The organism is Arthrobacter pullicola (genome assembly GCF_014836875.1).
GTDB classification, from domain to species: Bacteria; Actinomycetota; Actinomycetes; order Actinomycetales; family Micrococcaceae; genus Arthrobacter_B; species Arthrobacter_B pullicola.
Window position 1 is genome coordinate 299,336 of the sequence record NZ_JACSQC010000001.1, and the last position, 23,081, is coordinate 322,416.

Annotated in this window: 22 protein-coding genes; 10 read left to right on the forward strand and 12 right to left on the reverse strand. The window is 66.5% G+C overall.

What is annotated here, in order from left to right; genetic code table 11:
* Nucleotides 1-42: 42 nt before the first annotated feature.
* Together H9638_RS01445 and H9638_RS01450 are read left to right on the forward strand one after the other, a co-directional pair.
* Nucleotides 43-804 (forward strand): IclR family transcriptional regulator, encoded by a 762-nt coding sequence (locus H9638_RS01445; RefSeq protein WP_191745401.1) that lies wholly within the window; start codon nt 43-45, stop codon nt 802-804.
* Between the two features lie 460 nt (nt 805-1,264).
* Nucleotides 1,265-2,026, forward strand: a complete 762-nt coding sequence (locus H9638_RS01450) for a transglycosylase family protein (RefSeq protein WP_191745402.1) — start codon at nt 1,265-1,267, stop codon at nt 2,024-2,026.
* Between the two features lie 84 nt (nt 2,027-2,110).
* Here H9638_RS01450 and H9638_RS01455 read toward each other — a convergent pair whose 3' ends face one another.
* Together H9638_RS01455 and H9638_RS01460 are read right to left on the reverse strand one after the other, a co-directional pair.
* Nucleotides 2,111-2,404 carry a MoaD/ThiS family protein gene (locus H9638_RS01455; protein WP_191745403.1) on the reverse strand — a complete coding sequence of 98 codons (294 nt, stop codon included), beginning with the start codon at nt 2,402-2,404 and terminating at the stop codon, nt 2,111-2,113.
* Nucleotides 2,401-3,504, reverse strand: coding sequence for a WD40/YVTN/BNR-like repeat-containing protein (locus H9638_RS01460; RefSeq protein ID WP_191745404.1), 1,104 nt, complete (start codon nt 3,502-3,504; stop codon nt 2,401-2,403). Before H9638_RS01460 ends, H9638_RS01455 begins: the two co-directional genes overlap by 4 nt.
* A 299-nt stretch (nt 3,505-3,803) precedes the next feature.
* Here H9638_RS01460 and H9638_RS01465 point away from each other — a divergent pair, with 299 nt between their 5' ends.
* The 6 genes from H9638_RS01465 to H9638_RS01490 all read left to right on the forward strand — a co-directional run bounded on the left by H9638_RS01465 (nt 3,804) and on the right by H9638_RS01490 (nt 10,037).
* A complete protein-coding gene (locus H9638_RS01465) occupies nt 3,804-5,201 on the forward strand; it encodes an NAD(P)-binding domain-containing protein (protein WP_225216867.1) in 1,398 nt (465 codons plus the stop codon).
* 190 nt (nt 5,202-5,391) lie between these two features.
* Nucleotides 5,392-6,321 (forward strand): DUF4031 domain-containing protein, encoded by a 930-nt coding sequence (locus tag H9638_RS01470; RefSeq protein WP_191745405.1) that lies wholly within the window; start codon nt 5,392-5,394, stop codon nt 6,319-6,321.
* Nucleotides 6,314-7,546: an MFS transporter gene (locus tag H9638_RS01475; protein WP_191745406.1), complete on the forward strand. Its 1,233-nt coding sequence runs from the start codon at nt 6,314-6,316 to the stop codon at nt 7,544-7,546. Before H9638_RS01470 ends, H9638_RS01475 begins: the two co-directional genes overlap by 8 nt.
* Nucleotides 7,547-7,576: 30 nt before the next feature.
* A complete protein-coding gene (locus H9638_RS01480) occupies nt 7,577-8,935 on the forward strand; it encodes an MATE family efflux transporter (protein ID WP_191745407.1) in 1,359 nt (452 codons plus the stop codon).
* A 52-nt stretch (nt 8,936-8,987) separates the two neighbouring features.
* Nucleotides 8,988-9,578 (forward strand): DUF308 domain-containing protein, encoded by a 591-nt coding sequence (locus H9638_RS01485; protein ID WP_191745408.1) that lies wholly within the window; start codon nt 8,988-8,990, stop codon nt 9,576-9,578.
* A 105-nt stretch (nt 9,579-9,683) separates the two neighbouring features.
* On the forward strand, nt 9,684-10,037 hold the full coding sequence (locus H9638_RS01490) for a hypothetical protein (protein WP_225216868.1): 354 nt from the start codon (nt 9,684-9,686) through the stop codon (nt 10,035-10,037).
* A 54-nt stretch (nt 10,038-10,091) separates the two neighbouring features.
* Here the strand turns inward: H9638_RS01490 and H9638_RS01495 are convergent, their stop codons facing one another.
* The 4 genes from H9638_RS01495 to H9638_RS01510 all read right to left on the reverse strand — a co-directional run bounded on the left by H9638_RS01495 (nt 10,092) and on the right by H9638_RS01510 (nt 14,754).
* Nucleotides 10,092-10,511 (reverse strand): hypothetical protein, encoded by a 420-nt coding sequence (locus H9638_RS01495; protein ID WP_191745410.1) that lies wholly within the window; start codon nt 10,509-10,511, stop codon nt 10,092-10,094.
* 100 nt (nt 10,512-10,611) lie between these two features.
* Nucleotides 10,612-11,319 (reverse strand): hypothetical protein, encoded by a 708-nt coding sequence (locus H9638_RS01500; RefSeq protein ID WP_191745411.1) that lies wholly within the window; start codon nt 11,317-11,319, stop codon nt 10,612-10,614.
* Between the two features lie 134 nt (nt 11,320-11,453).
* Nucleotides 11,454-14,030 carry a S1 family peptidase gene (locus H9638_RS01505; protein WP_191745412.1) on the reverse strand — a complete coding sequence of 859 codons (2,577 nt, stop codon included), beginning with the start codon at nt 14,028-14,030 and terminating at the stop codon, nt 11,454-11,456.
* Nucleotides 14,031-14,196: 166 nt separating this feature from the next.
* Nucleotides 14,197-14,754 (reverse strand): CGNR zinc finger domain-containing protein, encoded by a 558-nt coding sequence (locus H9638_RS01510; protein WP_191745413.1) that lies wholly within the window; start codon nt 14,752-14,754, stop codon nt 14,197-14,199.
* A gap of 142 nt (nt 14,755-14,896) precedes the next feature.
* Between H9638_RS01510 and H9638_RS01515 the strand changes: the two genes are divergently transcribed.
* Together H9638_RS01515 and H9638_RS01520 are read left to right on the forward strand one after the other, a co-directional pair.
* Nucleotides 14,897-15,901, forward strand: coding sequence for an EamA family transporter (locus tag H9638_RS01515; protein WP_191745414.1), 1,005 nt, complete (start codon nt 14,897-14,899; stop codon nt 15,899-15,901).
* 148 nt (nt 15,902-16,049) lie between these two features.
* On the forward strand, nt 16,050-16,976 hold the full coding sequence (locus tag H9638_RS01520; RefSeq protein WP_191745415.1) for a cytochrome b/b6 domain-containing protein: 927 nt from the start codon (nt 16,050-16,052) through the stop codon (nt 16,974-16,976).
* A 24-nt stretch (nt 16,977-17,000) separates the two neighbouring features.
* On the opposite strand, the gene H9638_RS01525 is transcribed toward H9638_RS01520, so the two are convergent.
* The 6 genes from H9638_RS01525 to H9638_RS01550 form a co-directional block, all read right to left on the reverse strand.
* Nucleotides 17,001-18,596 carry a long-chain-fatty-acid--CoA ligase gene (locus H9638_RS01525; RefSeq protein ID WP_191745416.1) on the reverse strand — a complete coding sequence of 532 codons (1,596 nt, stop codon included), beginning with the start codon at nt 18,594-18,596 and terminating at the stop codon, nt 17,001-17,003.
* Nucleotides 18,597-18,757: 161 nt separating this feature from the next.
* Nucleotides 18,758-19,432 carry a GntR family transcriptional regulator gene (locus H9638_RS01530; protein ID WP_318241743.1) on the reverse strand — a complete coding sequence of 225 codons (675 nt, stop codon included), beginning with the start codon at nt 19,430-19,432 and terminating at the stop codon, nt 18,758-18,760.
* Nucleotides 19,433-19,605: 173 nt separating this feature from the next.
* Nucleotides 19,606-21,111 carry a tripartite tricarboxylate transporter permease gene (locus H9638_RS01535; protein WP_191745417.1) on the reverse strand — a complete coding sequence of 502 codons (1,506 nt, stop codon included), beginning with the start codon at nt 21,109-21,111 and terminating at the stop codon, nt 19,606-19,608.
* The gene (locus H9638_RS01540; RefSeq protein WP_191745418.1) at nt 21,111-21,659 is read right to left on the reverse strand and encodes a tripartite tricarboxylate transporter TctB family protein; all 549 of its coding nucleotides are present in this window, start codon (nt 21,657-21,659) and stop codon (nt 21,111-21,113) included. The genes H9638_RS01535 and H9638_RS01540 overlap by 1 nt, the downstream gene beginning before the upstream one ends.
* The gene (locus H9638_RS01545) at nt 21,649-22,026 is read right to left on the reverse strand and encodes a universal stress protein (RefSeq protein WP_191745419.1); all 378 of its coding nucleotides are present in this window, start codon (nt 22,024-22,026) and stop codon (nt 21,649-21,651) included. The genes H9638_RS01540 and H9638_RS01545 overlap by 11 nt, the downstream gene beginning before the upstream one ends.
* 24 nt (nt 22,027-22,050) lie before the next feature.
* Nucleotides 22,051-23,013 carry a tripartite tricarboxylate transporter substrate binding protein gene (locus tag H9638_RS01550; RefSeq protein WP_191745420.1) on the reverse strand — a complete coding sequence of 321 codons (963 nt, stop codon included), beginning with the start codon at nt 23,011-23,013 and terminating at the stop codon, nt 22,051-22,053.
* Between the last annotated feature and the right edge of the window lie 68 nt (nt 23,014-23,081).

The window sequence follows — 23,081 nt, forward strand, 5'->3', positions numbered from 1 at the left end:
ACAGAGCGTGACGCGATTCGCATGAAACGAAAAAGAGGTTCCGTGGCGCGTTCTTCACAAGGCCATTCAGGGCTTTCCAGGGCTGTGCGGGTACTGGAAGCGTTCAATCCGTCACGCAGCGAACTCACACTGACCCAGATTGCGGCCCGTACCGGAATGCCAACGAGCACTGTGCATGGGATCGTCGCCGAGCTCGTCGGGCTCGGACTGTTGGAGCGCAGGGGGCGGGAACTCCTTCTGGGGGTAAAGCTCTGGGAGTTGGCAGTGCGCGCTCCGGGCGTTTTTGGCCTGCGTGAGACCGCGCTGCCTTATCTGGAACAGCTGCGGGACAAGCTTCAGCAGCATGCGCAGCTGGGAATCCTGCAGGGCGCCGAGGTTCTGTACCTGGAACGGCTCTCAGCCCCGGAATCCGCCGTCAACTTCACAGCGGTGGGTGGGCGGATTCCCTGGTACGCGACCTCAAGCGGGCTGGTTCTGGTGGCAGGGCAGAGCCCCGAGGAGGAAAACCGGATCCTGGAGCTTCCCCGGCCCCGGTACGCAACGGAGCCGGCTCAAAGCACCTCGTCCCTCCGGGCGCGGGTAGCCAAAGCGAGGTCAGAGGGCCACGCCGTGACCAGTGGGTTTATCCATCCGGAATCCACGGCGATCGCCGTGCCGGTCAGGGGGCCATATGGCCAAACTGTGGCTGCTTTGGCTGTAGTCGTGCCTGCTGATGGGTTCCAGATTGAACCTGTCTTGGCCGCACTCGCACCGGCTGCGCGGACAGTGGGTCTTGAGTTGAAGAGGTCGTTGACGGGAATGTAAGTTCCGAGGAAACCGTGCTGATGAACCCTCTCCGGAGCCTTATATCCGTGAGTGCGGCCACAAAAACAACCGGGTCAAACAGCTTCCAATACCGCTAAAACGGCCCTGTGGCAAAGTGCACATTTGGCCCCTCGATCCGCATGAATAAGCGGAAGTCCCGTAGGGTAACGGTTCATTTCCGAAGGTCTCGATTTGGTATCGATTCGAACTCGTCTTAGCTTGGATATGTACCCAATACGGGACTACGTCGGATCCAAGAGAGTCCGCTGAGGCTGATCCGGCCGGCCAGCACCCCACATGAGATGGTGTGGCCGACAAATTGCAAGGTGCCCCGCGCCACCAGACGTCGCCGCGATGGGAGCACCTAAACCTGAACTCTAGTAGTCGGGGTAGGCGACGGCGTTGTGAAGCCCGGGGACGGGCGGAACGCATGGTGGGCCCTCAGGAGCAGATACAGCTGATGAAGAACTCTAAGATTACCCGTTACGTTCGCCGTGGACTTGCTGCTGCCGTCGTGGCTGGCGCAGGCCTCACCTTTGCTGGGCCCGGTGCCCAGGCGGCCGATGCGAGTACTTGGGACGCCCTGGCGCAGTGCGAGAGCGGCGGCAACTGGAACATCAACACCGGCAACGGTTTCTCCGGCGGCCTGCAGTTCACGCCTTCCACCTGGGCAGCCTTCGGTGGAACCGGCAGCCCCGAAAACGCCAGCCGTGAGCAGCAGATCGCTGTTGCTGAGCGCGTCCTGGCAGGCCAGGGCTGGGGTGCATGGCCCGCATGCTCTGCCAAGCTTGGCCTCTCCGGCGGCGCCACCGGCGTGACCTCCGGTGCCACCACCGATGTGAGCACCCAGAGCCAGACCGTCACGCCGCAGGAGCAGTACGTTGAGACTGCACCTGTCGAGACCTACACCGCTCCGGTCGAAACCTACGTCCCGGAGACCCCGGTGCAGGAAGTTGCCCCGGCACCGACCTACACTGAGCCGGCCCCGGTCGCAGCCGCACCTGTGGAGGTTCCCGCCTCCTCGCTGGCCCCGGCTGCTCCCGTCCAGGCTCCGGCACTGAGCGGTGAAACCTACACCATTCAGGCTGGCGACACCCTGTCCTCCATTGCCGAGAAGCTCGGCATTGCAGGCGGCTGGCAGGCCCTCTACGCTGCCAACGCCGGCACGATCGTCCACCCGGACCTCATCTTCACCGGCGAGGTCCTGCAGCTCCCCGCCTAAGACGGTGCTGCGTGAGAACGGCTGGACTCCTTCGGGAGTCCAGCCGTTCTGTGTTTAACCACTTGTTCAGCCGGGTTCGCGCGCCTAACCGCCGGCGATGGACTGCAGGACCAGCACCTCGGCGCCGGAGCCAAGCACACTGTCCTGCCGGTCAAGGCCACGGATGTCCTGGCCGTCGATGTAGATGTTCACATACCGCCGCAGCATCCCTGTCTCGTCCCGGATCCGCCGTTCCAGCACGGGATAGCGCAGCGCTAGTGCGTCAAGCAGTGATCCGACCGTGAGTCCGTCGGCCCCGGAGAGCGTGAGCTCCCGCTGACCTTCCGCCGTGGCCGCCAGGACTTCCGGCAGCAGGACCCGGACCTCACCGGCAGTCATTGGCCAGCCGGTCCGAGCGTGGCAGCGCGGACGCACAGGATATCGGGAAGATTGGAAGCGACCAGGTGAAAGCTACCCCCTTCGTCGGCGCTGGCGAAGACATCACCGGCCCGGGTGCCGAAGTAGACTCCGGCCGGCTGGCCTGCATCAACAGCGGCCGCATCGCGCAGGATGGCGTTGTACTCGGCGTCCGGCAGGCCGGCGTCCTGCCTGGTCCATGAGTTCCCCGCATCGGTGCTGCGGTAGACCGCCAGCCGGCCGTCCGGAGGGATGCGTTCGCCGTCAGCCACCAAGGGAATGGTCCAGATGGTTCCGCCGCGGCGCGGATGGGAAAGCATCACGAAGCCAAAGTCCACGGGAAGCCCGTCGGCGATCGAAACCCACGTCTCGCCTGAGTCATCGGAGCGGTACACCCCATGGTGGTTCTGCGCGTACAGGCGGCCAGGAACCTCGGCGTCACGTGCCACCTTGTGGACGCACTGCCCAAATTCGGGATTCGGATCGGGCAAAAAGTAGGCGGAGATGCCCTGGTTGCGTGCCTGCCAACTGTCTCCGCCGTCGTCGGAGCGGTAGACACCACCGGAACTGATGGCCACGTGCACAGTCTCATCGATGGGACTTGGCAGGACGGTGTGAGCGGCCGCCCCGCCGTAGCCGGCACCCCATTCCGTGCGGTGCGGGTGGTCCCACAGGGCCTGGTTCAATTCGAACCGGTTTCCCCCGTCGGTCGATTTCCATACCGAAATCGGTTCGCATCCTGCCCAGACCACCCCAGGGCGGTCCGCGGAGTCCGGCTGCAGCTGCCAGATCCGGCCCAGGGCCTCCCCGGTCGCGGCGGGGAAGGAGATGGCGCCCTCTTCAGGCTCCGTCCAGGTCCCGCCGAGATCGTCGGAGGCCACCACCGTTGGTCCCCAGTGGGAGGAGAGCAGCCCGGCCAGGATCCGCGGGGGCGAGTTCCTGGTATCCAAGGCAACGCTGGCAACTTCATTCATCAGAAAGTGGGGCCCGCTGAGCTTCCAGTCCGTGCGGTCTGTGCTGCGGGCAAGCCAGAGGCCCTTGCGCGTGCCGATAGCCAGGACAGTATCTTCCGTCTGCGTCATGGCAGATATTGGACCATCCGGCCTGCGGCCGGACAAGGGGTAACCGGCAGCCAAACCGCCGCAGCGCAGCAAGGACCGCCCGGCACCGGCGGCACCGGGGTCAGTCTTGGGAAAGACCTGGGAAAGAGGGGTGGGAAAACCCGGCCGATAGGATGGGCCGCATGGGCGCCCCTTTCGGCGCCCCCGGGAGCACCCGCCACGTGATGGCTGCTTCCGGTTATACGAAGCGGCGTGTCGAGGCGGCCCACGGGCCGCCTCCGCGCTGTGTGACACGAGGCCGGAAGGCCGGAAAGGCAGCCTTGACTGCACGAATTGCCATTATCGGAGCCGGCCCCAGCGGCATGGCCCAGCTCAGAGCGTTTGAGTCGGCGGCCCGGCAGGGCCTGGAAGTCCCCGAGATTGTCTGCTTCGAGAAGCAGGATGACTGGGGAGGCCAGTGGAACTACAACTGGCGCACCGGGATCGACGGCTACGGTGAGCCCGTCCACTCCAGCATGTACCGCAATCTCTGGTCCAACGGACCCAAGGAAGCCCTCGAGTTTGCCGATTACACCTTCGACGAGCACTTCGGCCGGCCCATCTCCTCTTACCCGCCGCGGGCGGTCCTCTGGGACTACATCAACGGCCGGGTCAGCAAAACGGACGTTCGGAAGTGGGTGCGCTTTGCGCACGCCGTCCGCTGGGTGAAGGAGGTCGACGGCGGCTTCGAGGTTACGGTCGAGGATCTCCGGGCCAAAACGACGACGACGGAGCGCTTCGACCGCGTTGTGGTGGCTACCGGACACTTCTCCGTCCCGAACGTGCCCGACTTTGACGGCATCGAAACCTTTCCCGGGTCACTGCGCCACGCCCACGATTTCCGCGGTGCGGAGGCGCTCGCGGGTAAAGACGTCCTGCTGGTTGGGGCCAGCTATTCCGCTGAGGACATCGGTGTGCAGGCGTTCAAGATGGGCGCCAAGTCAGTCACCATGAGCTACCGGACGGCTCCCATGGGCCTGGACTGGCCGGACAGCATGGAGGAACTGCCGCTGATCGAACGCTTCGAAGGCGAGACCGTGCGCTTCTCGAACGGTGAGACGCGCCGCTTCGACGCAGTGATCCTATGCACCGGGTACCTCCACAAGTATCCGTTCCTGCCGGCCGAACTTGCGCTGGACTCCCCGAACAACGTCTACCCGGAGCGCCTCTACCGGGGTGTGGTGTGGGAGGGGAACCCGCATCTTTACTACCTCGGCGCGCAGGACCAGTGGTTCACTTTCAACATGTTCGATGCGCAGGCCTGGTACGTGCGGGACCTCATCCTGGGCACCGCGGAACTTCCTTCCGCGGCCGGCCGCCTGCAGCACCTGGCCGAGTGGCAGGGCCGCTTCCGGGCAATCGGCAGCGCTGCCGACGAGGTGCGTTTCCAGGCCGACTACATCCGGGACCTGGTGGACGCCACGGACTATCCGGAGTTCGACCTCGACCGCGTCGTTGAGGTCTTCCTCGCCTGGAAACAGGACAAGAAGGAGAACATCCTCACCTACCGCGACGGTGTGCACACCTCCGTCCTGACCGGAACCGAGTCCGTGGTCCACCACACGCCGTGGCTGAGCGAGCTTGACGACTCGCTGGAGCGCTATCTGTCCGAGCCGGCGGAGGATGAAACCGCCCGGATTGTCCGCGGCAGCACCGCAGCGGAGCCGGCCGGACACTAGCCGGACTGCAGAACCCTTCCGCGGGACGGCACCCCGCCGTTCCGCGGAGGATCTGTCCTGCGGAGGCTCTGCCGGGTGCCCGCCGACCCGCACGGTGGAAGGCGGGCGCGCAGCCGGCCAGATGGAAATTGCGGACCCGGTGGGCTAAGGATGGAGGAATGGTTCCCGCACCCCGGCCCTCCGAGTCCGCTTGATCTACATCGACCCGCCCCTGTGGCCTGCCCACAACACTTACTTCTCCCACCTGGTGTCCGACACCTCGCTGGAAGAACTGCATGCCTTTGCCGGCGCCGCCGGAATTCCCCGCCGCGCCTTTGACCAGGACCACTATGACGTGCCGGCGCACCGGTACCGCGACCTGGTGAACGCCGGTGCCGCAGCCGTCGACGGCGCCACCTTGGTCCGTGCCCTGATCGCCGGCGGACTGCGGATACCGGCGCGTGAACGCGCCGCGTCCCTGGTGCACCCGCTGCGCCGCCGCTGGGAGGCGATGCTCCCCGGAACCCCGGAGCTGGGTGCCGAGCTGCTGAACCGGTGGGGCGAGCCGCACCGCCGCTATCACGACCGCCGCCACCTGCTCCAAACCCTGGAAGCCCTGCATCGTCTTGGCTGCAGTGACCGTCCGGTGCTGCTGGCAGCCTGGTTCCATGACGCGGTGTACGACGGCGTACCCGGCACGGACGAGGAGGCCTCCGCGGTCTTGGCGGAGCAGCTGCTCCCGGCTGCCGGCGTCAGCCGTTCCGAGACGGCGGAGACGGCCCGGCTGGTCCGGCTGACGGCCGGCCACGATCCGGATCCCGGGGATATCAGCGGTGCGCTGCTCAGCGACGCGGACCTGGCCGTGCTGGGCCGGGGCGCGGAGGGATATGACCGGTATGCCGCTGACGTGCGCCTCGAATACCGGCACTTCGACGATGAGGCCTTCCGCGCCGGCCGCCGTGCCGTCCTTGACGCGCTCCTGGGCCGGACCCGGCTCTTCCGCACCGCCCGGGGAGAGGAACTGTGGGGAGCCGCGGCCCGCGCAAACCTGCGGCGCGAACTGGCTGCGCTCTCAGCTTCCGGGGATCCGGCGGGAAAACCCCGGAACCCGCGCCGGGAAGCCGGGCCGCCCCGTGGCTGAGGGCCGGGACGGATTCCTGGGCCACGAACGCGGAAGCGCCGGCTACCGGGGAGTACTGGTGGGGCTGGCCGCTGCTGGACTCGCGACCTTCGCCCAGCTCTACTCCGTGCAGGGCCTGCTGCCCGAGTTGGCTGCCGACTTCGGGATCACCGCCGCCACCGCGGCGCTTAGTGTCTCCGCCGCCACGCTGGGCCTGGCTGCCGCCGTCATCCCCTGGTCCGCGGCCGCTGACCGTTTCGGCCGGCTGCCGGTGATGCGGGCAGCCATCGTGGCCGCCGTCGTCCTGGGACTGCTGGTGCCGCTGGCGCCGGACTTTCCGGCGCTCCTGCTCCTCCGTTTCGCCGAGGGTGCGGCCCTGGGCGGGATTCCGGCGGTCGCCCTGGCCTACCTCAGTGAGGAAGTCAGCCCGGTCCACGCTGCCGTCGCCGCCGGAACCTATGTATCGGGGACTACGATCGGCGGACTGGCAGGCAGGATCGTGGCGGCGCCCATCGGCGAGTATGCCGATTGGCGCCTGGGCGTTGCGGCGGTCAGCCTGCTCGCTGCGGCAGCCGCCGTCGTTTTTATGCTTGCGGCACCGCGGCAGCGCGGCTACGTTCCCGTCCGGCGGCACGACGGCGGCCCCGGCCTGGGTGCCCGGTTGGCAGGGAACCTGCGGTCACCGCGGCAGCTGGTGCTCTACGCCCAGGCCTTCCTGCTGATGGGTGGATTTGTCGCGGTTTACAACTATCTTGGCTTCCGGCTCGGAATGGCACCGTTCAACCTGCCGCAGGCGCTGGCCAGTTCCCTGTTCCTCGCCTATTTGGCCGGCACCTGGTCCTCGCGCGCAGCAGGGAAGGCCGCCGGGCTGCTGGCGGGAGGCCGCAGGAGCGTCCTGCTGGCCAGCACCGCGGTGATGGCTGCCGGACTCGCGCTCACGCTAATGCAGACTTTGCCGGCGGTGATCGCCGGGCTGGTGGTTTTCACTGCCGGGTTCTTCGGCGCGCACGCCATCGCTTCGGGGTGGGTGCCGGTGCTGGCCGAAGGAGGCCGGGCGCAGGCCTCGTCGCTGTACAACCTTGCCTACTACGGCGGATCCAGCCTGCTTGGCTGGGCCGGCGGTTTCTTTTTCGAACGCTCAGGCTGGGCGGGGCTGGCGGGATTTGTTGGCATGCTGATGGCGCTGGCTGCCCTTCTCGCTACGGCCTTGCCAGGAGGCCGGTGGCGCCTTGGCGGGGGGACTTAGCCGGGACCCGGCCAGCCTTAGGCTAGAGGAGTGAAAACCAGGACTCCCGCTGCGGACCGCGGCCTCGGCCGGCAGATCCTTGCCCTGGCCCTGCCGGCTCTCGGGGCGCTGATCGCTGAACCGCTGTTTCTGCTTGCCGATGCCGCGATCGTCGGGCATCTGGGCGTGAACCAGCTGGCCGGTGTGGGCCTGGCGTCAACGGTCCTGCAGACCGCCGTCGGGCTGATGGTGTTCCTGGCCTATTCGACCACCGGCACCGTGGCGCGGTACCTGGGCGGGAACCGCCACCGCGAGGCAGTGGCAGCCGGACGGGACGGCATCGCCTTGGCAGTGCTGCTGGGCATCGTCCTTTCCGCCGCGGCCGTCCTCCTGGCACCGTGGCTGACCGGCGTGATGGGCGCGGAGGGGGAAGTGCAGCGCTATGCCGTGGACTACCTGCGCTGGTCGGCACCGGGGCTGACCGCGATGCTGGTGGTGCTGGCCGCCACCGGCGTGCTGCGCGGTCTCCAGGACACCAAGACCCCGCTCATCGTCGCGGTGGCCGGGTTCAGCGTCAACATCGGACTGAACTTCCTGCTCGTTTACGGACTGGGCCTTTCGGTCGCCGGCGCGGCGCTGGGAACCAGCATCAGCCAGTGGGGTATGGCTGCGGTCTACCTGATCATGGTGGCCCGCATGGCCCGGCGGGAAGGGGTGTCACTGCGTCCGGCGGCGTCCGGCATCCTGGCCAGCCTGCATGTCGGATCCTGGTTGATGCTGCGTACCCTGAGCCTGCGGATCGCGGTGCTTGCCGCCGTTTTCGTCGCCACGTCCCAGGGGCCGGTGTCCCTGGCCGCCCATCAGCTGGTCATGACGTTCTTTACCTTCCTGGCGTTCGCCCTCGATGCGCTCGCCATCGCCGCGCAGGCCATGATCGGCAAGGAACTGGGAGCCGGGAACCGCCGGACCGTCCGTGACCTGACCCGGACCATGTCCCGGTGGGGCCTCGGCTTCGGCGTCATCACCGGCGCGCTGCTGGCCGCCGCGGCTCCGTTTGTCGGCTGGATCTTCACCCCCGACCCGGGTGTGCAGCACGCGCTGACGGCCGGCCTGTGGGTCCTGGCCGCTGCACAGCCGGTCTGCGGCCTGGTGTTCGTCCTGGATGGCGTGCTCATCGGGGCCGGCGACGCCAAGTACCTGGCCCTCACCGGCGTCGTGAACCTGCTGGCTTATCTGCCGCTGCTGTGGTGGGTCCACGTTTCCGGACTCGAGGGCGGGACCGGAATCGCCTGGCTGTGGGCGGCCTTTGGGCTCGGCTACATGTCAGCGCGGGCCATCACCCTCGCCTGGCGGGCCCGTGGAGACGCCTGGATGCGGACCGGTGCGGCACCCGGGAACCGGAAGGACTAAGCTAAGGATCGGCCGGACCGGCCGCCAAGCAACCTGAAAGCGGAGGCCAACCGTGGGCGTATCCCACCCCAAGGCACCTTGGATCCCTATTCTGCTGCGTTCCGTCATCGCGGCGGTTTACGGCGCAGTGACCATTTTCTGGCAGGAACCCACAGTGGCGGTCCTCGCCCTCGCAGGCGGAATCTACCTGGTGCTCACCGGAGTCAGCGTCTGGCGGATGTCCGCCCTGGCCAAGGGCTGCGGGGTTGCCTTGGTTCCGGCCGCACTGCTTGCCGCAGCAGCCGTCTACGCCGTGGCCGGCGTCCTTGTGGCTGTTGTTCAATCGGCGGAGGTCTTTGCATACACCGCCGGAGCCGCCCTCCTCATCGGGGGAGTCATAGAACTCGTGCTCTGGTTCCGTGCCCGGAAGCAGTTCGTCCCGGCGCGTGACTGGCTGATCACCGGCGTGGTTGGAATCGGCGCCGGTGTCCTGATGCCGGTCTTCCTTACCCTGCCCGAAGGCAGCCATGTCCAGGCCCTCCTTGGTGTCAGCGGGGGAGCCGCAGTCATCACTGCGGTGATTCTCGCGATCTCCGGCCTGGGGCTGCGCCATGACGCCAGCCTGGCCCGGGACAGCGAGGAAGCCTCGAAGGCCGTAAACTAGAACTGACCGCGGCTTCTACCTGAGGTAGAAGACCGCCCAAACGACAATGCAGGAGGACAGATAGTGGCGAAGAGCCAGCCCAGTGGGCCGCAGAAACGGAATTCCGTGAAAGCCCCGCTGGTTTTCTCCGCAGTCCTGGCCATCATTGCCGGTATCACCACCATGATCTTCGCCACCGGTGGTGCCACCAAGGAGCTGCGGGTCGATCTAGGCCTCACCGCAGCAGGCATCGCGTTTATCGCCTCGCTGCTGATTTCCTCGCTGCTGCTGATGACTGAGAAGCCTAATCCTGACCACCTCAGCGAAGGTTCCGGCGTTCACCGTGCCTCCGCCAATATTCCCGGCGGTGCCGGCAGCGTCGGAGCGCCCGGTGCGAAGAAGGCTCCCGAAAACGGCCAGGCTTCCAAGACACCTCCCGCCGGCGCCGATCCTACCGAAGGCTCCGCTGACAAAGCGTAGGACTGCAACACTCCCTGGTACTGAGCGGCTGGTTTTGATCAGACGCCGGGCCAGCTAGCGCCGCTTGCGCTTCCTGCGTGAGGTCCGGGTGGACTCTGCTGCCGACGCCGGCGCTGGTTGACTTGGAGCGGGGGTGCCGGGTTCATTCGGCGGTTCCTCGTTCAGCAGCCGGTTGAGGTCGGTCTCCTCCGCGGCGTCCAGGGCCGACGGCGGTGCGCCGCCGGCACCCTCCGGTTCCAGGTGCCGTGACACCCGGCGGTGCAGCACCAACGCAGCAACCGCGGCCGCCACCGCCACAGCGCTGGCCAGGGCTGCCAGTGCGTTCAGGTACAGCCAGAAGAACATCAGCAGCGACGGTGCAGAAGCCGGCAGCTGGAGAAGCCCGAACGCCGAGACTATCCAGAAGATGATGCAGGCGCCGATCAGGATCCAGGCGGCGCGGGGGGACAGGGCGGAACGCAGTTTCTGCTCCATACAATCTCCTGGAGGCAGGCGGAATGCCGTACTGCTCGACACCCTCAGTCTAGAAGCGGATGTTCCGCTGACGCGCCCCGGGGCAGCTGAAACCGGGCCGTCAGGAGTTGTTTGGGTCCAGTGGTACTCCAACTCCCGTGGATACGGCTACCGCTACGGGCACATTGCCCGGAAGTGCAGCGGCGGACAGGGCCGCGCGCAACGGCTCGACCTGTTCCGCGGGTACCTGGGCGGTGATGCCGGTTTGGCCGCTGAAACTAAGGCTATGGAACTCCGTCCCTGCCGCAGCTCCGGTGTCGTGGACAAGGCGCAGTGCTGCCTGCAGGTCCGCTGCGGAGAATGCTGCCTGCACCGGGACGGCTCCCGCGGCTCGGATGGCCTCAAAGAAGGACGTGTCCGTGACCGCCACATGCAGTGTGCCGTCAGCAACCCACGCATCGGTGTACGCCGCGCCGAGTGCCGCTTTGAGGGCCATGTTGGTTTCTGCCAGGTCAGCCATGCCGTCCTCCGGGGGTGATTCTGCAGCCTCAGGGAAGACAGTTCCGGGCTTCGAAGCGGCCGGAACCGCGGGCCCAGCGACAGCTGCAAGTTGTTCTGAAGGGGCGGCGTCAGCTCCTGCCCCGGTGGAAGCCGGCTCCGGTGCAGGACCGCAGCCGGCCAGCGGCAGCAGGAGGGCGCCAACGGCCAGTGCACGCGCCAGCGGTGCCGCGGTGGACAGGGGACGGACTGCGGAATTCGAACGGACCGCGGACTGTGAACCGGCTGTGGACTGTGAACCGATTGTGGAACCGCACCGTACTGACTGCATTGAACCTCATCCTTTCCGTCCTGACCCGCAAGGCCTTCCCAGTATTGGTCTCCGCCGGTCATCATGCCAGACCGAAACGGTCCGGGTTCCGCGCGAAGGCGGATCCCGGACCGTTCTGTGAGCCGGCTGGCGGGCTAGCGGGTGCTGCTGCGGCGGCGGCGGCTGATGCCTACGCCGGCCGCGCCGCCCAGGAGCAGGATGCCTGCGGCTGAGAGCAGTGCGGTGGTGCCGCTTACGCCAGTGCTGGGAAGCTTGCCGGACGGCTTCGGGTTGGCTACGCCAGCCACCTGAAGTTCCGTGACCCGGATCGTGGCAGTCGCCGCTGCCGAGCCAATGCCATCCAGTTCCTGGGTGGCGGTGACAACGTATTCACCGGCAGCCCAGGTGCCCAGTTCCACGGTCCAGTTGCCATCAGCATCCACCACGGCAACGGGGTCTGCGTCGCCGACGGCCAGGGTGAGCGTTGCACCCGGAACGCCGGTGCCGGAGATGGTCTCCGGAGCCGTGGCTTCGGTGAAGACTTCGCCGTCCCGCAGCGACGTGATGGCCGGAGCCGGGTAGATCACGCTGAAGGAGGTGGTCACCACCGGCGAGGCGGTCTTGCCGGGAGCGCCGTCCTGGCTGGCGGACACCGAATACAGGCCGTAGGACAGCGCCTCTTCCAGTTGAACAGAGAACGATCCGTCCTTGTCCGGGGTAACCGTCAGGACCTGGGGATCGGTGGCTGCCAAGGCCTGTGCTTCGCCTGCGTCCTCCGTTGCAGCCGCGGGTGCGACCTCCAGGGTTACGGTCGCCGTGGGATCCGCGATCCCTTCGAGCGTCCGGAGCTCGTTCACAACGGCCGCTCCGTCAGCGAGGTTGGTCAGGACCGGAGCCGCCAGTGCAGAGTGCTTAACCGTCACGCTGTACGTGGTGGTCTTCGACTTGTTGTACTGCCCGATGGCAGCACTGGCTTCAATTTCCAGCTTTCCGCCGTCGGAAAGGGTGCGCGGTACCTGTACGCTCCACGATCCGTCCGGAGCGGTCTCCACCTTCGTGCTGGAACCGTTGAGGGTGACCTTGACGGCCGAGCCAGCCGGTGCGGTGCCGGTCAGCACCTGATCGGTTTCCACTGTGTCGCCGTTCTTGATGTTCAGCTCCGGTGCCTCGACATGCAGGGCCACGGTGTAGCCGCCGGTGACGGAGAGTGCCGACGTCAGATCAGCAGCGCCGACGGTGTTATAGAAGCCGTCCTTATCCGTTTGTCCCATGCCGCCGCTGACCAGCCCCAGAGCGGTGTTGCCGGCGATGACCGGTCCGCCGGAGTCGCCGCCCTTTGCCTTCAAAGTGGACTCGAAGCCCAGGACAGCACGAACGTCGTTGGGATCGGTAGCCATCTTGTGGCCGCCGACAAAGAAGACCGCCAGCTTGTCGACCGTCCCGCACTCCCAGCCGGTGGTCAGCCCGGACCGGCAGACCGGCAGCCCGGCGACAGCTGAGCCGACGCCGGTGATCCGGGTTGTGGTCTCTGAAAGTCCGCCCGCGGCCCACCCGGTGACTTCAGCCAGCAGGTCCAGGTCAGTGTTGATGCCGTCAATAACGGCAACGTCGGTGCCAACGTTAGGATTTTCCACACTCGAGGGTGTGTTGCCCGGTCCGCCGAAGACCGAGGTGCCGAAGGTACCCAGTTCCGTTGTGACAACGTTGGTGCCATCCGTCGGAGCCAGGTAGGTGTCCTTAAGAGAGCCGTCGCCGGTGCAGTGCCCCGCAGTAATAACTGCCGGCTCGCCTGCCGGGTTCCAGCCGTTGAAACCGATGGAGCACGAGCCGGCGAGCTGGCTGCCGTTTCCGCTGACATACCCTTGGCCGCCGTAGACGTTCTCCAGTGGGACGCCTGGCCCACCGTTGGACTTTACTGCCTGGACGTTGGTGTAGTCGTCGGCGAATTCCTTCGGCGTGGCGGGTGCAGCTGAATCCTGCAGCGTCCGCGCTGAGGCTGTGACGGGAGCTTCCGGGTTTTCGACATTAATCGTGAAGCCGTCAGAGTCGAGGCTGATGGACTGGAGTCCGTCCACTCCCACGTTGGCAATGTAGTCGCGTGCCAAGGAAGTCAGATCGGTCGCGGTGCGGGTCGCTGCCGCGTCGGCCTGGGTGCCTTCGGCAGCGGACTCTTCCGGTGCGGGCTCGGACGAAGGGGCAGGTGCCGCCGTCTCGGTGGGAGCGGGAGCGGCAGGAGTGCTGCCGGCGTCCGTCGCCGTCTTGTCGTCAGATGACTCGTCATCGGCGGCGTCGGTTGCCTTGTCCGTGGCCGCCGGTGCCTCGAGCCGTGCGTCCAGCTCCTCGGCCAGGGCTTCCAGCGCGGTGCCCGATCCGTAAATCACAATTTCCGCGTCTTCCAGTGCCAGACCGGCGAAGCCTTCCGTGGCCTGAAGCCGCGGCAGGGCGGCGGCGGCGCGCTGGCCCAGCTCACCGGCGTCGCGGAATTCTGCCTCGGTCAGGCCGAGGTCGCGCTGCAGTGCCTCGGCGAGACCGGGCGGCAGAGCGCCGGCCAGGTCCGCGGTTCCGGCAGTCTCCGGGGCCGCAGCCGGCTGGGAAGCAGCCGACTCCTCGGGCTCGCCGGCGCCGGGTGCGGCCTGGGCCGGCACCCCGATCAGTGCGCCGCCGACCACCAGGGCCGCCGTAACGGCCACAGCGCGCGCTGGACCGGACCGGACTAGTGACGTTCTCCTCATTGAATACCCCCATCAGACGTGAGCCACGCTCATGCTGCCCGGGGCAAACCGCAGAGAGGGACGCGCGCCGGGAATCCGAGACTTAGTTGGCATTCCGGTGACATAGTGGTGTCCCGGAACTGCCCCGGAGCCTAGCGGGTAAAAGTGCGTCTGGCAATTCGTAAGGCTACTTTGTGCCTGTCATGGAGGCAGATTGCCGTCGGCGGTACGCCCGGACGTTCTCCCGGTTGCCGCAGTTCCCGGTTCCGCAGTATCTGCGGGAGCGGTTGCGGGAGAGGTCAATGAGAACATCGCTGCAGTCGGAAGCCGCACACACCCGGAGCCGGCCCAGCTCCCGGGCCCGGACGACGTCGGCAAGCGCCATGGCCGCCTCCGTCGCCATCCGGTCAGCCAGGGCAGCCTCCGGGGGAGTGCAGTGCAGATGCCAGTCCCACCCGTCATGCCGGACCAGCTGCGGCAGCGCGCGGGAAGTACGCAGGAGCTGGTTGATGCCCTCAACCAGCGGTTCTTCGCCGGCGGCCCAGAGGTTCCGGAGAGTTGCGCGCAGCCTCAGTACCGCCTGCCGCTCGGCGGCAGTATGGGTCCGGGATCCGGAGAAGCCCTCCTGGGCCAGGAACCGCGTGAGGCCGGTGTCGCCGGAGAGCGGATCGGGGTCTTCGGAGGCAGTGTTCACCAGAGCCGCGGCACTGGTCAGTGCCACTTCGGTGTCATAAGTGAAAAGCATCTTGACTCCTGACATCGGCCACCCTAGTGTCACTAGCATAGGCCCATTTAGCTCGTGACAAGCTTTGACACCAGCGACACCAGCATTGACCAGCCCGTGACACTGTCCATGGGGGCGGGCCGTCTTCCTCGAAAGGTCCGGCATGGAAAAGCCCACGTCCACGGCACGCCCGCTGCCGCCCGCCGGAGCGTCCGGAATCCTGATAGCCCTCCTTTCTTCCGCTGTCTTCGGCCTTTCCGGATCGTTCGCCAAGTCGCTGATGGAGGCCGGCTGGACGCCCGCAACCGCCGTCGGCTTCCGCATGGGCGGAGCCGCCCTGGTGCTGCTGGTCCCGGCGCTCATCGCGCTCCACGGCCGCTGGTACCAGGTGCGGCAGAACTGGAAAACCATCCTGCTGTTCGGCCTGGTGGGAGTGGCTGGATGCCAGTTCTTCTACTTCAATGCCGTGGAGCGGCTTTCCGTCGGCGTGGCCCTGCTGCTGGAGTTCCTGGCGCCGGTGCTGATGGTGCTGTGGATCTGGTTCCGCAGCCGCCGCCGCCCCGGGACCGCCACCATCTTCGGTGCAGCGGCCGCCGTCGTCGGCCTGGTCCTTGTTTTGGATTTGGGGGGTGACCTGCGGGTTGATCCGCTGGGCATCGCCTGGGGCCTGGCTGCCGCCGTCTGCCTGGCGATGTACTTCTTCATTACCGCCAAGCAAAACGACACACTGCCGCCGCTTGTGCTGACCACCGGCGGGCTGCTGGTGGGCGCCGGGACCATGGTGCTGCTTGGCCTCACCGGACTGCTGCCCACCGGGTTCAGCACCGCCGACGTTGAACTCGCCGGCTGGGTCACCCGCTGGTGGGTTCCGCTGATCGGCCTGGTGCTGCTCTCCACCGTGCTGGCCTACGTCACCGGCATCATTGCCGCACGCGCCCTTGGACCCCGGATTGCCTCGTTCGTCTCCCTCACCGAAGTGCTCTTCGCCGTGCTGTGGGCCTGGCTGCTGCTCTCCGAACTTCCGCGCACCATCCAGCTGGTGGGTGGGGCCCTGATTGTCACCGGACTGGTCCTGGTCCGGTCTGACAAGCACACGGACCTGCCGGACACCGGAGCGGAAGCCCAGGCGACTGGCGCGGACCAAGTAACCGGACAACGGCGCTCCTAGTGCCCATCTCCGGTAGGCTCACCGGCAACGAAGCGGCTCGACCAACGGGGGAAACCGTGAAGACTGATCCTTGCGTGCTGCCGGAGGTCCGGCCGGAATTCGCCGGTTCCGGCAGCGGGGGAACCACGCAGCCGACGGCAGGCACCAAATGAGTCCCAGTCCGCCGAGAACTGCCCCACGGTCCCGCTGGCTGAAACTGGCCTGGATGGTGCCCGCGGCGCTGCTGGTCCTCGCCGGTGTTGTGCTGGCTGCCCGCTGGCTCCGGGACACCCCTGCGCTGCAGGATTTCCTCACCGAGTACCCGGGGTTCTCCGAGCTGCCCGACGGCGCTCCGGTCGGAATTCCGGCGTGGGTCGGCTGGCAGCACTTCCTCAACTCGCTGCTGATCCTGCTGATTATCCGGTCCGGCTGGCTCATCCGGACCCGGCAGCGGCCGGTCGGTTCCTGGACCCGGAACAACAAGGGACTGATCCGCACCAGGAACCAGCCGAAGAAAATCAGCCTGGACCTGTGGTTCCACCTCAGCCTGGATGTGCTCTGGGTCCTGAACGGTCTCATTTTCTATGTGCTGATCTTCGCCACCGGCCACTGGATGCGGCTGGTGCCCACCAGCTGGGATGTGTTCCCGAACGCCGCCTCCACGGCGCTGCAGTACGCCTCGCTGGAGTGGCCCCTGGAAAACGGCTGGGTGAACTACAACAGCCTGCAGCTGCTCTCCTACTTCGCGGTCGTGTTTATCGCCGCCCCGCTGGCAATCATCTCCGGCCTGCGGATGTCCCCGTCCTGGCCGGCGAAAGCGCGGATCAACCGTTTCCTCCGCATTGAAACGGCACGGGCGGTGCACTTTCCCGTGATGGCCTTCTTCGTTCTGTTCATCATCGTGCACGTCACCCTGGTGCTTACCACCGGCGCGCTGCGGAACCTGAACCACATGTACGCGGCCTCGGACGGCACCGGATGGACCGGGTTCTGGTTCTTTGCGGCCTCAGTGGTGGTGATGGTGGTGGCCTGGGTGGCGGCACGGCCGGTCTTCCTGCGTCCGGTCGCCGGGCTTATGGGCAAGGTGGGCCGCTGAGTCCTGCCGTACGGGGGTCCCGGTTCAGGCTCCGAGCGGGTCGGCCTGCGCTTCACTGGCGGCTGGCTGGGCTCCCTGCATTCCCTGGACCGGCTGGGCTCCCTGGATCGGGTGGATCTGGATTTCGCGCTTGAGGATTTTGCCGGTGGGACCCTTGGGCAGTTCGTCGGTGAAGATCATCCTGCGCGGGTATTTGTACGCAGCCAGACGGTCCCTGGCGAACGCCAGGATTTCAGCGGCCAGCGCTTCCCGCGCGGCGCCATCGCCCGGCAGGGCCCCGGACTTGAGCCCGATCACGGCAGCTACTTCCTCGCCGTTGAGTTCATCGGGGACTCCGACGACGGCGGCTTCCGCGACGGCAGGGTGTTCGTACAGGACTTCCTCCACCTCGCGGGGATACACGTTGTAGCCGCCGCGCAGGATCATGTCCTTTTTCCGGTCCACGATGTAGATGTTGCCGGCCTCATCGAACCGGGCCAGGTCACCGGTGCGGAACCAGCCGTCGGGGATGGCTGCCGCGGTGGCCTCCGGGTTATTCCAGTACTCCTTCATCACGCCGAGGCCCCGGACGGACAGTTCACCGATCTCTCCGATCGGCACGTCGTGGCCCGCGTCGTCGAGCATCCGCACCTCCATCCCGTACACGGGTTTGCCGATGGATCCGGGACGGCGCTCCCCGCCGGGAACGTTGAAGGACACGATCGGGGAGGTCTCGGACAGGCCGTAGCCTTCCAGCAGCTCCGCGCCAAACACCTCTTCGAACTCCCGCAGGACTTCGAGCGGCATCGCTGCTCCGCCGGTAATCGCCTCGCGCAGGGAGGAGATGTTCCGGGTTGCCACATCCGGGTGGCGCAGCATGCCGATATACATGGTGGGCACCCCCTCGAAGAGAGTTACCCCGTCCCGCTCGATGATTTCCAGCGCCCGGCCGGCGTCGAACCGGGGGAGCAGGCTGATGGCGGCACCGGCCAGTACGGCCGCATTGAGGGCGGCGGTCTGTCCGAAGACGTGGAAGAAGGGCAGCCCGCCGAAGATCACGTCCGTTTCCGTGATGCCCAGCAGGTCCTTGGCAACCTCGGCGTTGCTGCGCAGGTTGTTATGGGTCAGCGCGGCTCCCTTGGGCCGGCCGGTGGTGCCGGAGGTGTAGAGGACGACGGCGATGTCCTCGCCGTCGACCTCCGCAACGGCGTCGTCCGCTTCGGTGTCGGCCAGCAGCTGCCGGAAGCTGTCCGCGTTGACCGGGATCACGTCCACGCCGCCGGCTTCCCCGGCACCTGCGGCCGCTTCGGGAAGCACCGGTTCGAAGGCGAAGAGCAGGCTGGCACCGGAATCCTGCAGCGTGTAGGCGGCCTCGCGGGCCTTCAGCAGGGGATTCATCGGCACCACCACGGCCCCATAGCGCAGAACCCCGTAATAGACGGATGCCATGGGAGGAATGTTGGGCATCATCAGCGCCACGCGGTCGCCGCGCTGCACGCCGCGGGCGCGCAGCAGGCCGGCCATCTTGGCGCTCATGGCGTTCAGCACCTGGTAACTGATCACAGTGTCGTCCAGCTGGAGGGCGGTGTTCCCCGGAGCGCGGGCGGCAGTATCGGTCAGGATTCCGGCGAGGTTGGGCATGGACGATCTCCTTTGATCTCAGGCCAGCTGCGGCTGCAGTGCACCCGAGGCTACACAGCCCCGTCCCGGCTGGGAACGGTTCCCGTGGACGTCGGGGATGGAGTGGCAGGGAGCCGAAAGACAGCCGGACCTGCCGTCCGGCCACGGGAAGCGCAGGCGGGTCAGTCCGTGCTGGACGCCAGCACCTCAATGGCACGGCGTCCCAGGCTTCCCACAACGTGCCGGTGCATCGCGGCCCGGGCTGCCCCGGCATCCCCGGCAATGACAGCTGCCGCGATTTCCTTGTGCTCAGCCTGGACCCTGGCCCGATCCGTCCGGGAGTCCTTTTGGCTCTGCAGCCCAATCTGCCGGTAACGGTCCGCCTTGTCCCAGAGGCCCTCCAGAATGCCGGTGAGGAGCGGGTTATGGGACGCGGTGTAGATGCTGCGGTGGAACTCCCGGTGCGCCGTCATCGCCGCCAGGTCATTGGCGTCACTCAGCGGGACCAGCCGGCGGAGGGAATCCTTGATGGCGCTGATGTCCGCCTGGTTCCTGCTCTCTGCGGCCAGGCCGGCTGCCAGCGGATCGAGGTTTTCGCGGATGACGTAGAGGTTGCCGGCCTCCTCCGCCGTGAGGGCGGCTACCCGCGCATCCCGGTGGGATTCCAGCTGGACCAGGCCCTCAGCTTCCAGCCGCCGCAGGGCTTCCCGGAGCGGGGTGGTGCTGACGCCCAGATCGTGGGCCATCTGAGCCTGGCTCATCACCGAACCGTGCTGGATTTCCGCGGTGAGGATGCGCCGCCGAAGCTCTTCATAGGCGTAGGCGCTCTTGGTCAAAGCAACAGGAGGGGTTGGCACGGCTGACTCCTTGTCCCTGGCGGGCCCCTCCTACGGAACCGACGCAGGAACGACAGCCGAAATAGTCTGTTTCTTATAGCCTACCGGCGCGCTGGGCACCGGGACCGGGCGGAATTGCGGCGGCGGACACCGCGGGGCCTGAGCAGCCACGCGGTGTCCGCCCCGGAAAGGGCCTAGACGTCCGCCCGGGCGCGCGTGGTGATTCTCCGCCAGAGCGTGTAGATGATGACGATGGCCAGGACCCCGTAGAGAGCCCAGGTGATGGGGCTGCTGACCAGTATCGAAACCTCGCCGCCACTGGACATCATTGCGTTCCGCAGGCTGGTTTCCGCCAGCGGGCCGAGCACCACCCCGATCATGATCGGGGCCAGCGGAAAACCATAGCGGCGCAGAATGAAGCCCAGGAAGCCAATGGCCAGGACAATCAGCAGGTCAGACACCGCGGCACTGGTCGCGTAGACGCCCAAGCCGCAAAAGACCGTGATGCCGGCAAACAGGTAGTGCTTGGGAATGAGCAGCAGCTTGGCCCAGAGCGGGGCGAACGGCAGGTTAAGGACCAGCAGCATCACCAGGCCCACGAAGAGGCTGGCCAGGAGTGCCCAGACCAGGTCCGGGTTGCGTTCAAAGAGCAGCGGCCCGGGCTGCAGGCCGTACTGCTGGAAGGCAGCCAGCATGATCGCAGCCGTGGCGGAGGTCGGCAGGCCCAGCGCCAGCAGGGCACCCATCGCGGTGCCGGAGGTGGCGTTGCCTGCGGCTTCCGGAGCGGCCACACCACGGATGGCTCCCTTGCCGAACTGCGGGTTGCGGCGTTTACGGTCCAGCCGCCGTTCCGTCCCGTACGCCATGAAGGTCGGCACTTCGGCGCCGCCCACGGGGATGACGCCGAAGGGCACGCCAAAGGCGGTTCCCCGGAGCCAAGCCGGCAGAGCCTCGCGGAACTCGCGCTTGGACAGGTAGGGGCGGCCGGAAACAGCGATCGCGGACAGGGCGGGATCCCGGTGGATCCGGGAGGCAACGTGCAGGACCTCACCCAGGGCCAGGACTCCGACCGTGATGACGATGATGCTGATGCCGTCAAAGAGCTGGGGCATATCCGCAGTGAACCGGGAGGCACCTGAAATGCCGTCGATGCCCACGACGGCGAGGGCCAAGCCGATGCCCAGAGCGGCCAGTCCCTTGATGACGGAATCGGACACGACCGATGCCGTCGCGATGAACGCGAATAACGCCAGGGCGAAATACTCGGCAGGACCAAACATCACGGCGAGGTCCGCGAGTTTCGGTGCGAAGAAAACCACCAGTGTGGTCGCGATCAGGCCGCCGATGAAGGCGCCAATGGCTGAGGTGGCTAGCGCCTGCGGAGCCCGCCCCAGCTTGGCCATGCGATGGCCTTCAAAAGTGGTGGCAATTGCCGTGGATCCGCCGGGCGTATTCATCAGGATGCCCATGGTGGAGTCGCCGAACAGGCCGCCAAAGTAGACGCCGGCGAACATGATGAAGGCTCCGACCGGATCCAGGCTGAAGGTCACCGGGAGCAGCAGTGCAACGGCCATCGAGGAACCCAGGCCGGGCAGGACGCCAACGGCGGTGCCGAGGAACGCCCCCACGAAAACCCAGAGCAGGTTCATGGGAGTCAGCGCCTGGGAGAAGCCCTCCATAAGCAGGGATAGGGATTCCATCAGCCGTAGATTCCTTCCAGGATGCCGCCAGGCAGGTTGAGGCCCAGTCCGGCGCCGAAGGCCAGCTGGATGCAGGAGGAAAACACCAGGGCGAGCCCGATGTCGAATAGCGGGCGCTTACTGCCCAAGGCACGGGACACGCCCCAGAACAGCAGAGCTGCGGAGAGCAGCCAGCCAACGGGCACCAGCAGCAGCGCGAAAGCCAGGAAGGAGAAGAATACGAGTCCCAGCGACTTCCAGTCCGTGTAGAAACGGTGTTCTGCAGGCCCGGCCGGCTTCGGATCGGGGTTGCGCACCGTCTGGATTGCCAAAAGACCTGCCAGGACGAAGACGGCCGTGGCAATCAGGATCGGGAAGAAGGTGGGGCCCGGCGATTTGGCGCCTTCCGGCACATCCATGGTGATAATGCCGGCGACCAGGTAGGCGCCGATGGCAGCCAGGATGCCTGCCACTACCAAACCGCTGCGTCCGGTCCAGAAACCGTCCGCGGTGGTGCCTTCCGGGGTGGGGTCCGCTGTTTCTGTGCCGTCCCGTGCCTCAGTCGTCATCGGACGCTGCCTTCACGGTCAGCACCGGAACCTGGGAACCCAGGATGATGGTCTGGGCGTCGGAACCAAGAATGATCTTGCTGACCCGGGAGCGGTTCCGGACGCCGATGATGATCAGGTGCGCCGCGATTTCCGCAGAGGTATCAAGCAGTTCCTCTGCCGCGTGCCGTCCCTGGGGATCGCGTTCAAGGAGCTTTGCGCCGGCGGTCAATGCAGTCTCAAGGGCGGCGTCGCTGCCTGCTGCCGGAGGATTCTCCGTCAGCGGGAAGATGGTCACCGGCATGCCGGTGGACTCTGCGGCACTAAGGCCGTGGCGGAGGGCAGCTTCTCCCTCAGTGGTGGTCGTGTATCCAACCAGGATTGTCATGGTGTCTCCAGCGCTAGGGGGGCTTTAGTAGCCCAGGTCATTCCAGATGTCATTGACGGCCGAGGTCTCCTCGGCAATAAAACGTTCGAATTCCTCGCCGGCCAGGAACCTGTCGGTCCACTGGTTGCGCTCGATCGCATCGCGCCACTGCGGCGTATCAACCACTTCAGCGAGGATGGCCTGAAGCTCCTGCTTCTGCTCGTCGCTGATGCCCGGCGGTCCGACAATTCCGCGCCAGTTGGTGAGCTCAATGTCGTAGCCCAGTTCCTTCAGGGTGGGAACGTCGATGGACCCCACCGGTTCCGGAGCCGAAACCGCAAGGGCCTTCAGCCGCCCGGCCTCGATCTGGTCCGCGAAGTCCACGTAGCCGCTCACCGACGCCTTGATGGTGCCGGACATGAGGGAGGTGGCCAGTTCGCCGCCGCCGGAGTAGGCAATGTAGTTCACCGCGGTGGGGTCGATCCCGCTGGCCTGCGCCAGCTGCGTGATGATCATTTGGTCCACGCTGCCAAGCGAGCCGCCGCCGAAGGCGAAGGATTTGGGATTCTGCTGCCAGTCAGAAACCAGTTCATCCACGGAGTTGTAGGGGGAATCCGCCGGGACCACCAGGACGTCGTAGTCCTCGGTGATGCGGGCCAGCGGGGTGACATCCTCCAGCGTGGTTTCGGAGCCGTTGATGTTGATGGCTCCGAGCATGGTGATGCCCATCATCATGACGGTGGTGTTCTCACCCTCCATGCCGGCGAACTTGGTCAGCCCGATGGTTCCTCCGGCTCCCGGGATATTCACCACCTGGGCATTGTTGACGATGCCTTGGGCACGCATGGCCTGCTGCGCCTCGCGGGCGGCTCCGTCCCAGCCGCCGCCGGCCCCGGCCGGAGCGATGATGGTCAACTGGCTGCGCGCATCGTCACCGCTTCCGCTGGCAGAGGCATCAACCGACGCCATAACCACGGCGGCAGCGCCGAGGACGGCGAAAACAGCCATTGCTGTGCGTCTGGCTAGGCGTGGGCGCACTGTGGGCTCGACGCTGGGCTTCACGGCCGATTCCTTCC

What these genes read in the sequence shown, in the direction of transcription:
- H9638_RS01535 (WP_191745417.1), bottom strand. Translation starts at nt 21,111, where the DNA reads ATGGAATCCCTATCCCTGCTTATGGAGGGCTTCTCCCAGGCGCTGACT.
- H9638_RS01505 (WP_191745412.1), bottom strand. Translation starts at nt 14,030, where the DNA reads ATGAGGAGAACGTCACTAGTCCGGTCCGGTCCAGCGCGCGCTGTGGCC.
- H9638_RS01540 (WP_191745418.1), bottom strand. Translation starts at nt 21,659, where the DNA reads ATGACGACTGAGGCACGGGACGGCACAGAAACAGCGGACCCCACCCCG.
- H9638_RS01515 (WP_191745414.1), top strand. Translation starts at nt 14,897, where the DNA reads ATGGAAAAGCCCACGTCCACGGCACGCCCGCTGCCGCCCGCCGGAGCG.
- H9638_RS01550 (WP_191745420.1), bottom strand. Translation starts at nt 23,013, where the DNA reads ATGGCTGTTTTCGCCGTCCTCGGCGCTGCCGCCGTGGTTATGGCGTCG.
- H9638_RS01495 (WP_191745410.1), bottom strand. Translation starts at nt 10,511, where the DNA reads ATGGAGCAGAAACTGCGTTCCGCCCTGTCCCCCCGCGCCGCCTGGATC.
- H9638_RS01450 (WP_191745402.1), top strand. Translation starts at nt 1,265, where the DNA reads ATGAAGAACTCTAAGATTACCCGTTACGTTCGCCGTGGACTTGCTGCT.
- H9638_RS01545 (WP_191745419.1), bottom strand. Translation starts at nt 22,026, where the DNA reads ATGACAATCCTGGTTGGATACACGACCACCACTGAGGGAGAAGCTGCC.
- H9638_RS01455 (WP_191745403.1), bottom strand. Translation starts at nt 2,404, where the DNA reads ATGACTGCCGGTGAGGTCCGGGTCCTGCTGCCGGAAGTCCTGGCGGCC.
- H9638_RS01520 (WP_191745415.1), top strand. Translation starts at nt 16,050, where the DNA reads ATGAGTCCCAGTCCGCCGAGAACTGCCCCACGGTCCCGCTGGCTGAAA.
- H9638_RS01525 (WP_191745416.1), bottom strand. Translation starts at nt 18,596, where the DNA reads ATGCCCAACCTCGCCGGAATCCTGACCGATACTGCCGCCCGCGCTCCG.
- H9638_RS01460 (WP_191745404.1), bottom strand. Translation starts at nt 3,504, where the DNA reads ATGACGCAGACGGAAGATACTGTCCTGGCTATCGGCACGCGCAAGGGC.
- H9638_RS01510 (WP_191745413.1), bottom strand. Translation starts at nt 14,754, where the DNA reads ATGCTTTTCACTTATGACACCGAAGTGGCACTGACCAGTGCCGCGGCT.
- H9638_RS01500 (WP_191745411.1), bottom strand. Translation starts at nt 11,319, where the DNA reads ATGCAGTCAGTACGGTGCGGTTCCACAATCGGTTCACAGTCCACAGCC.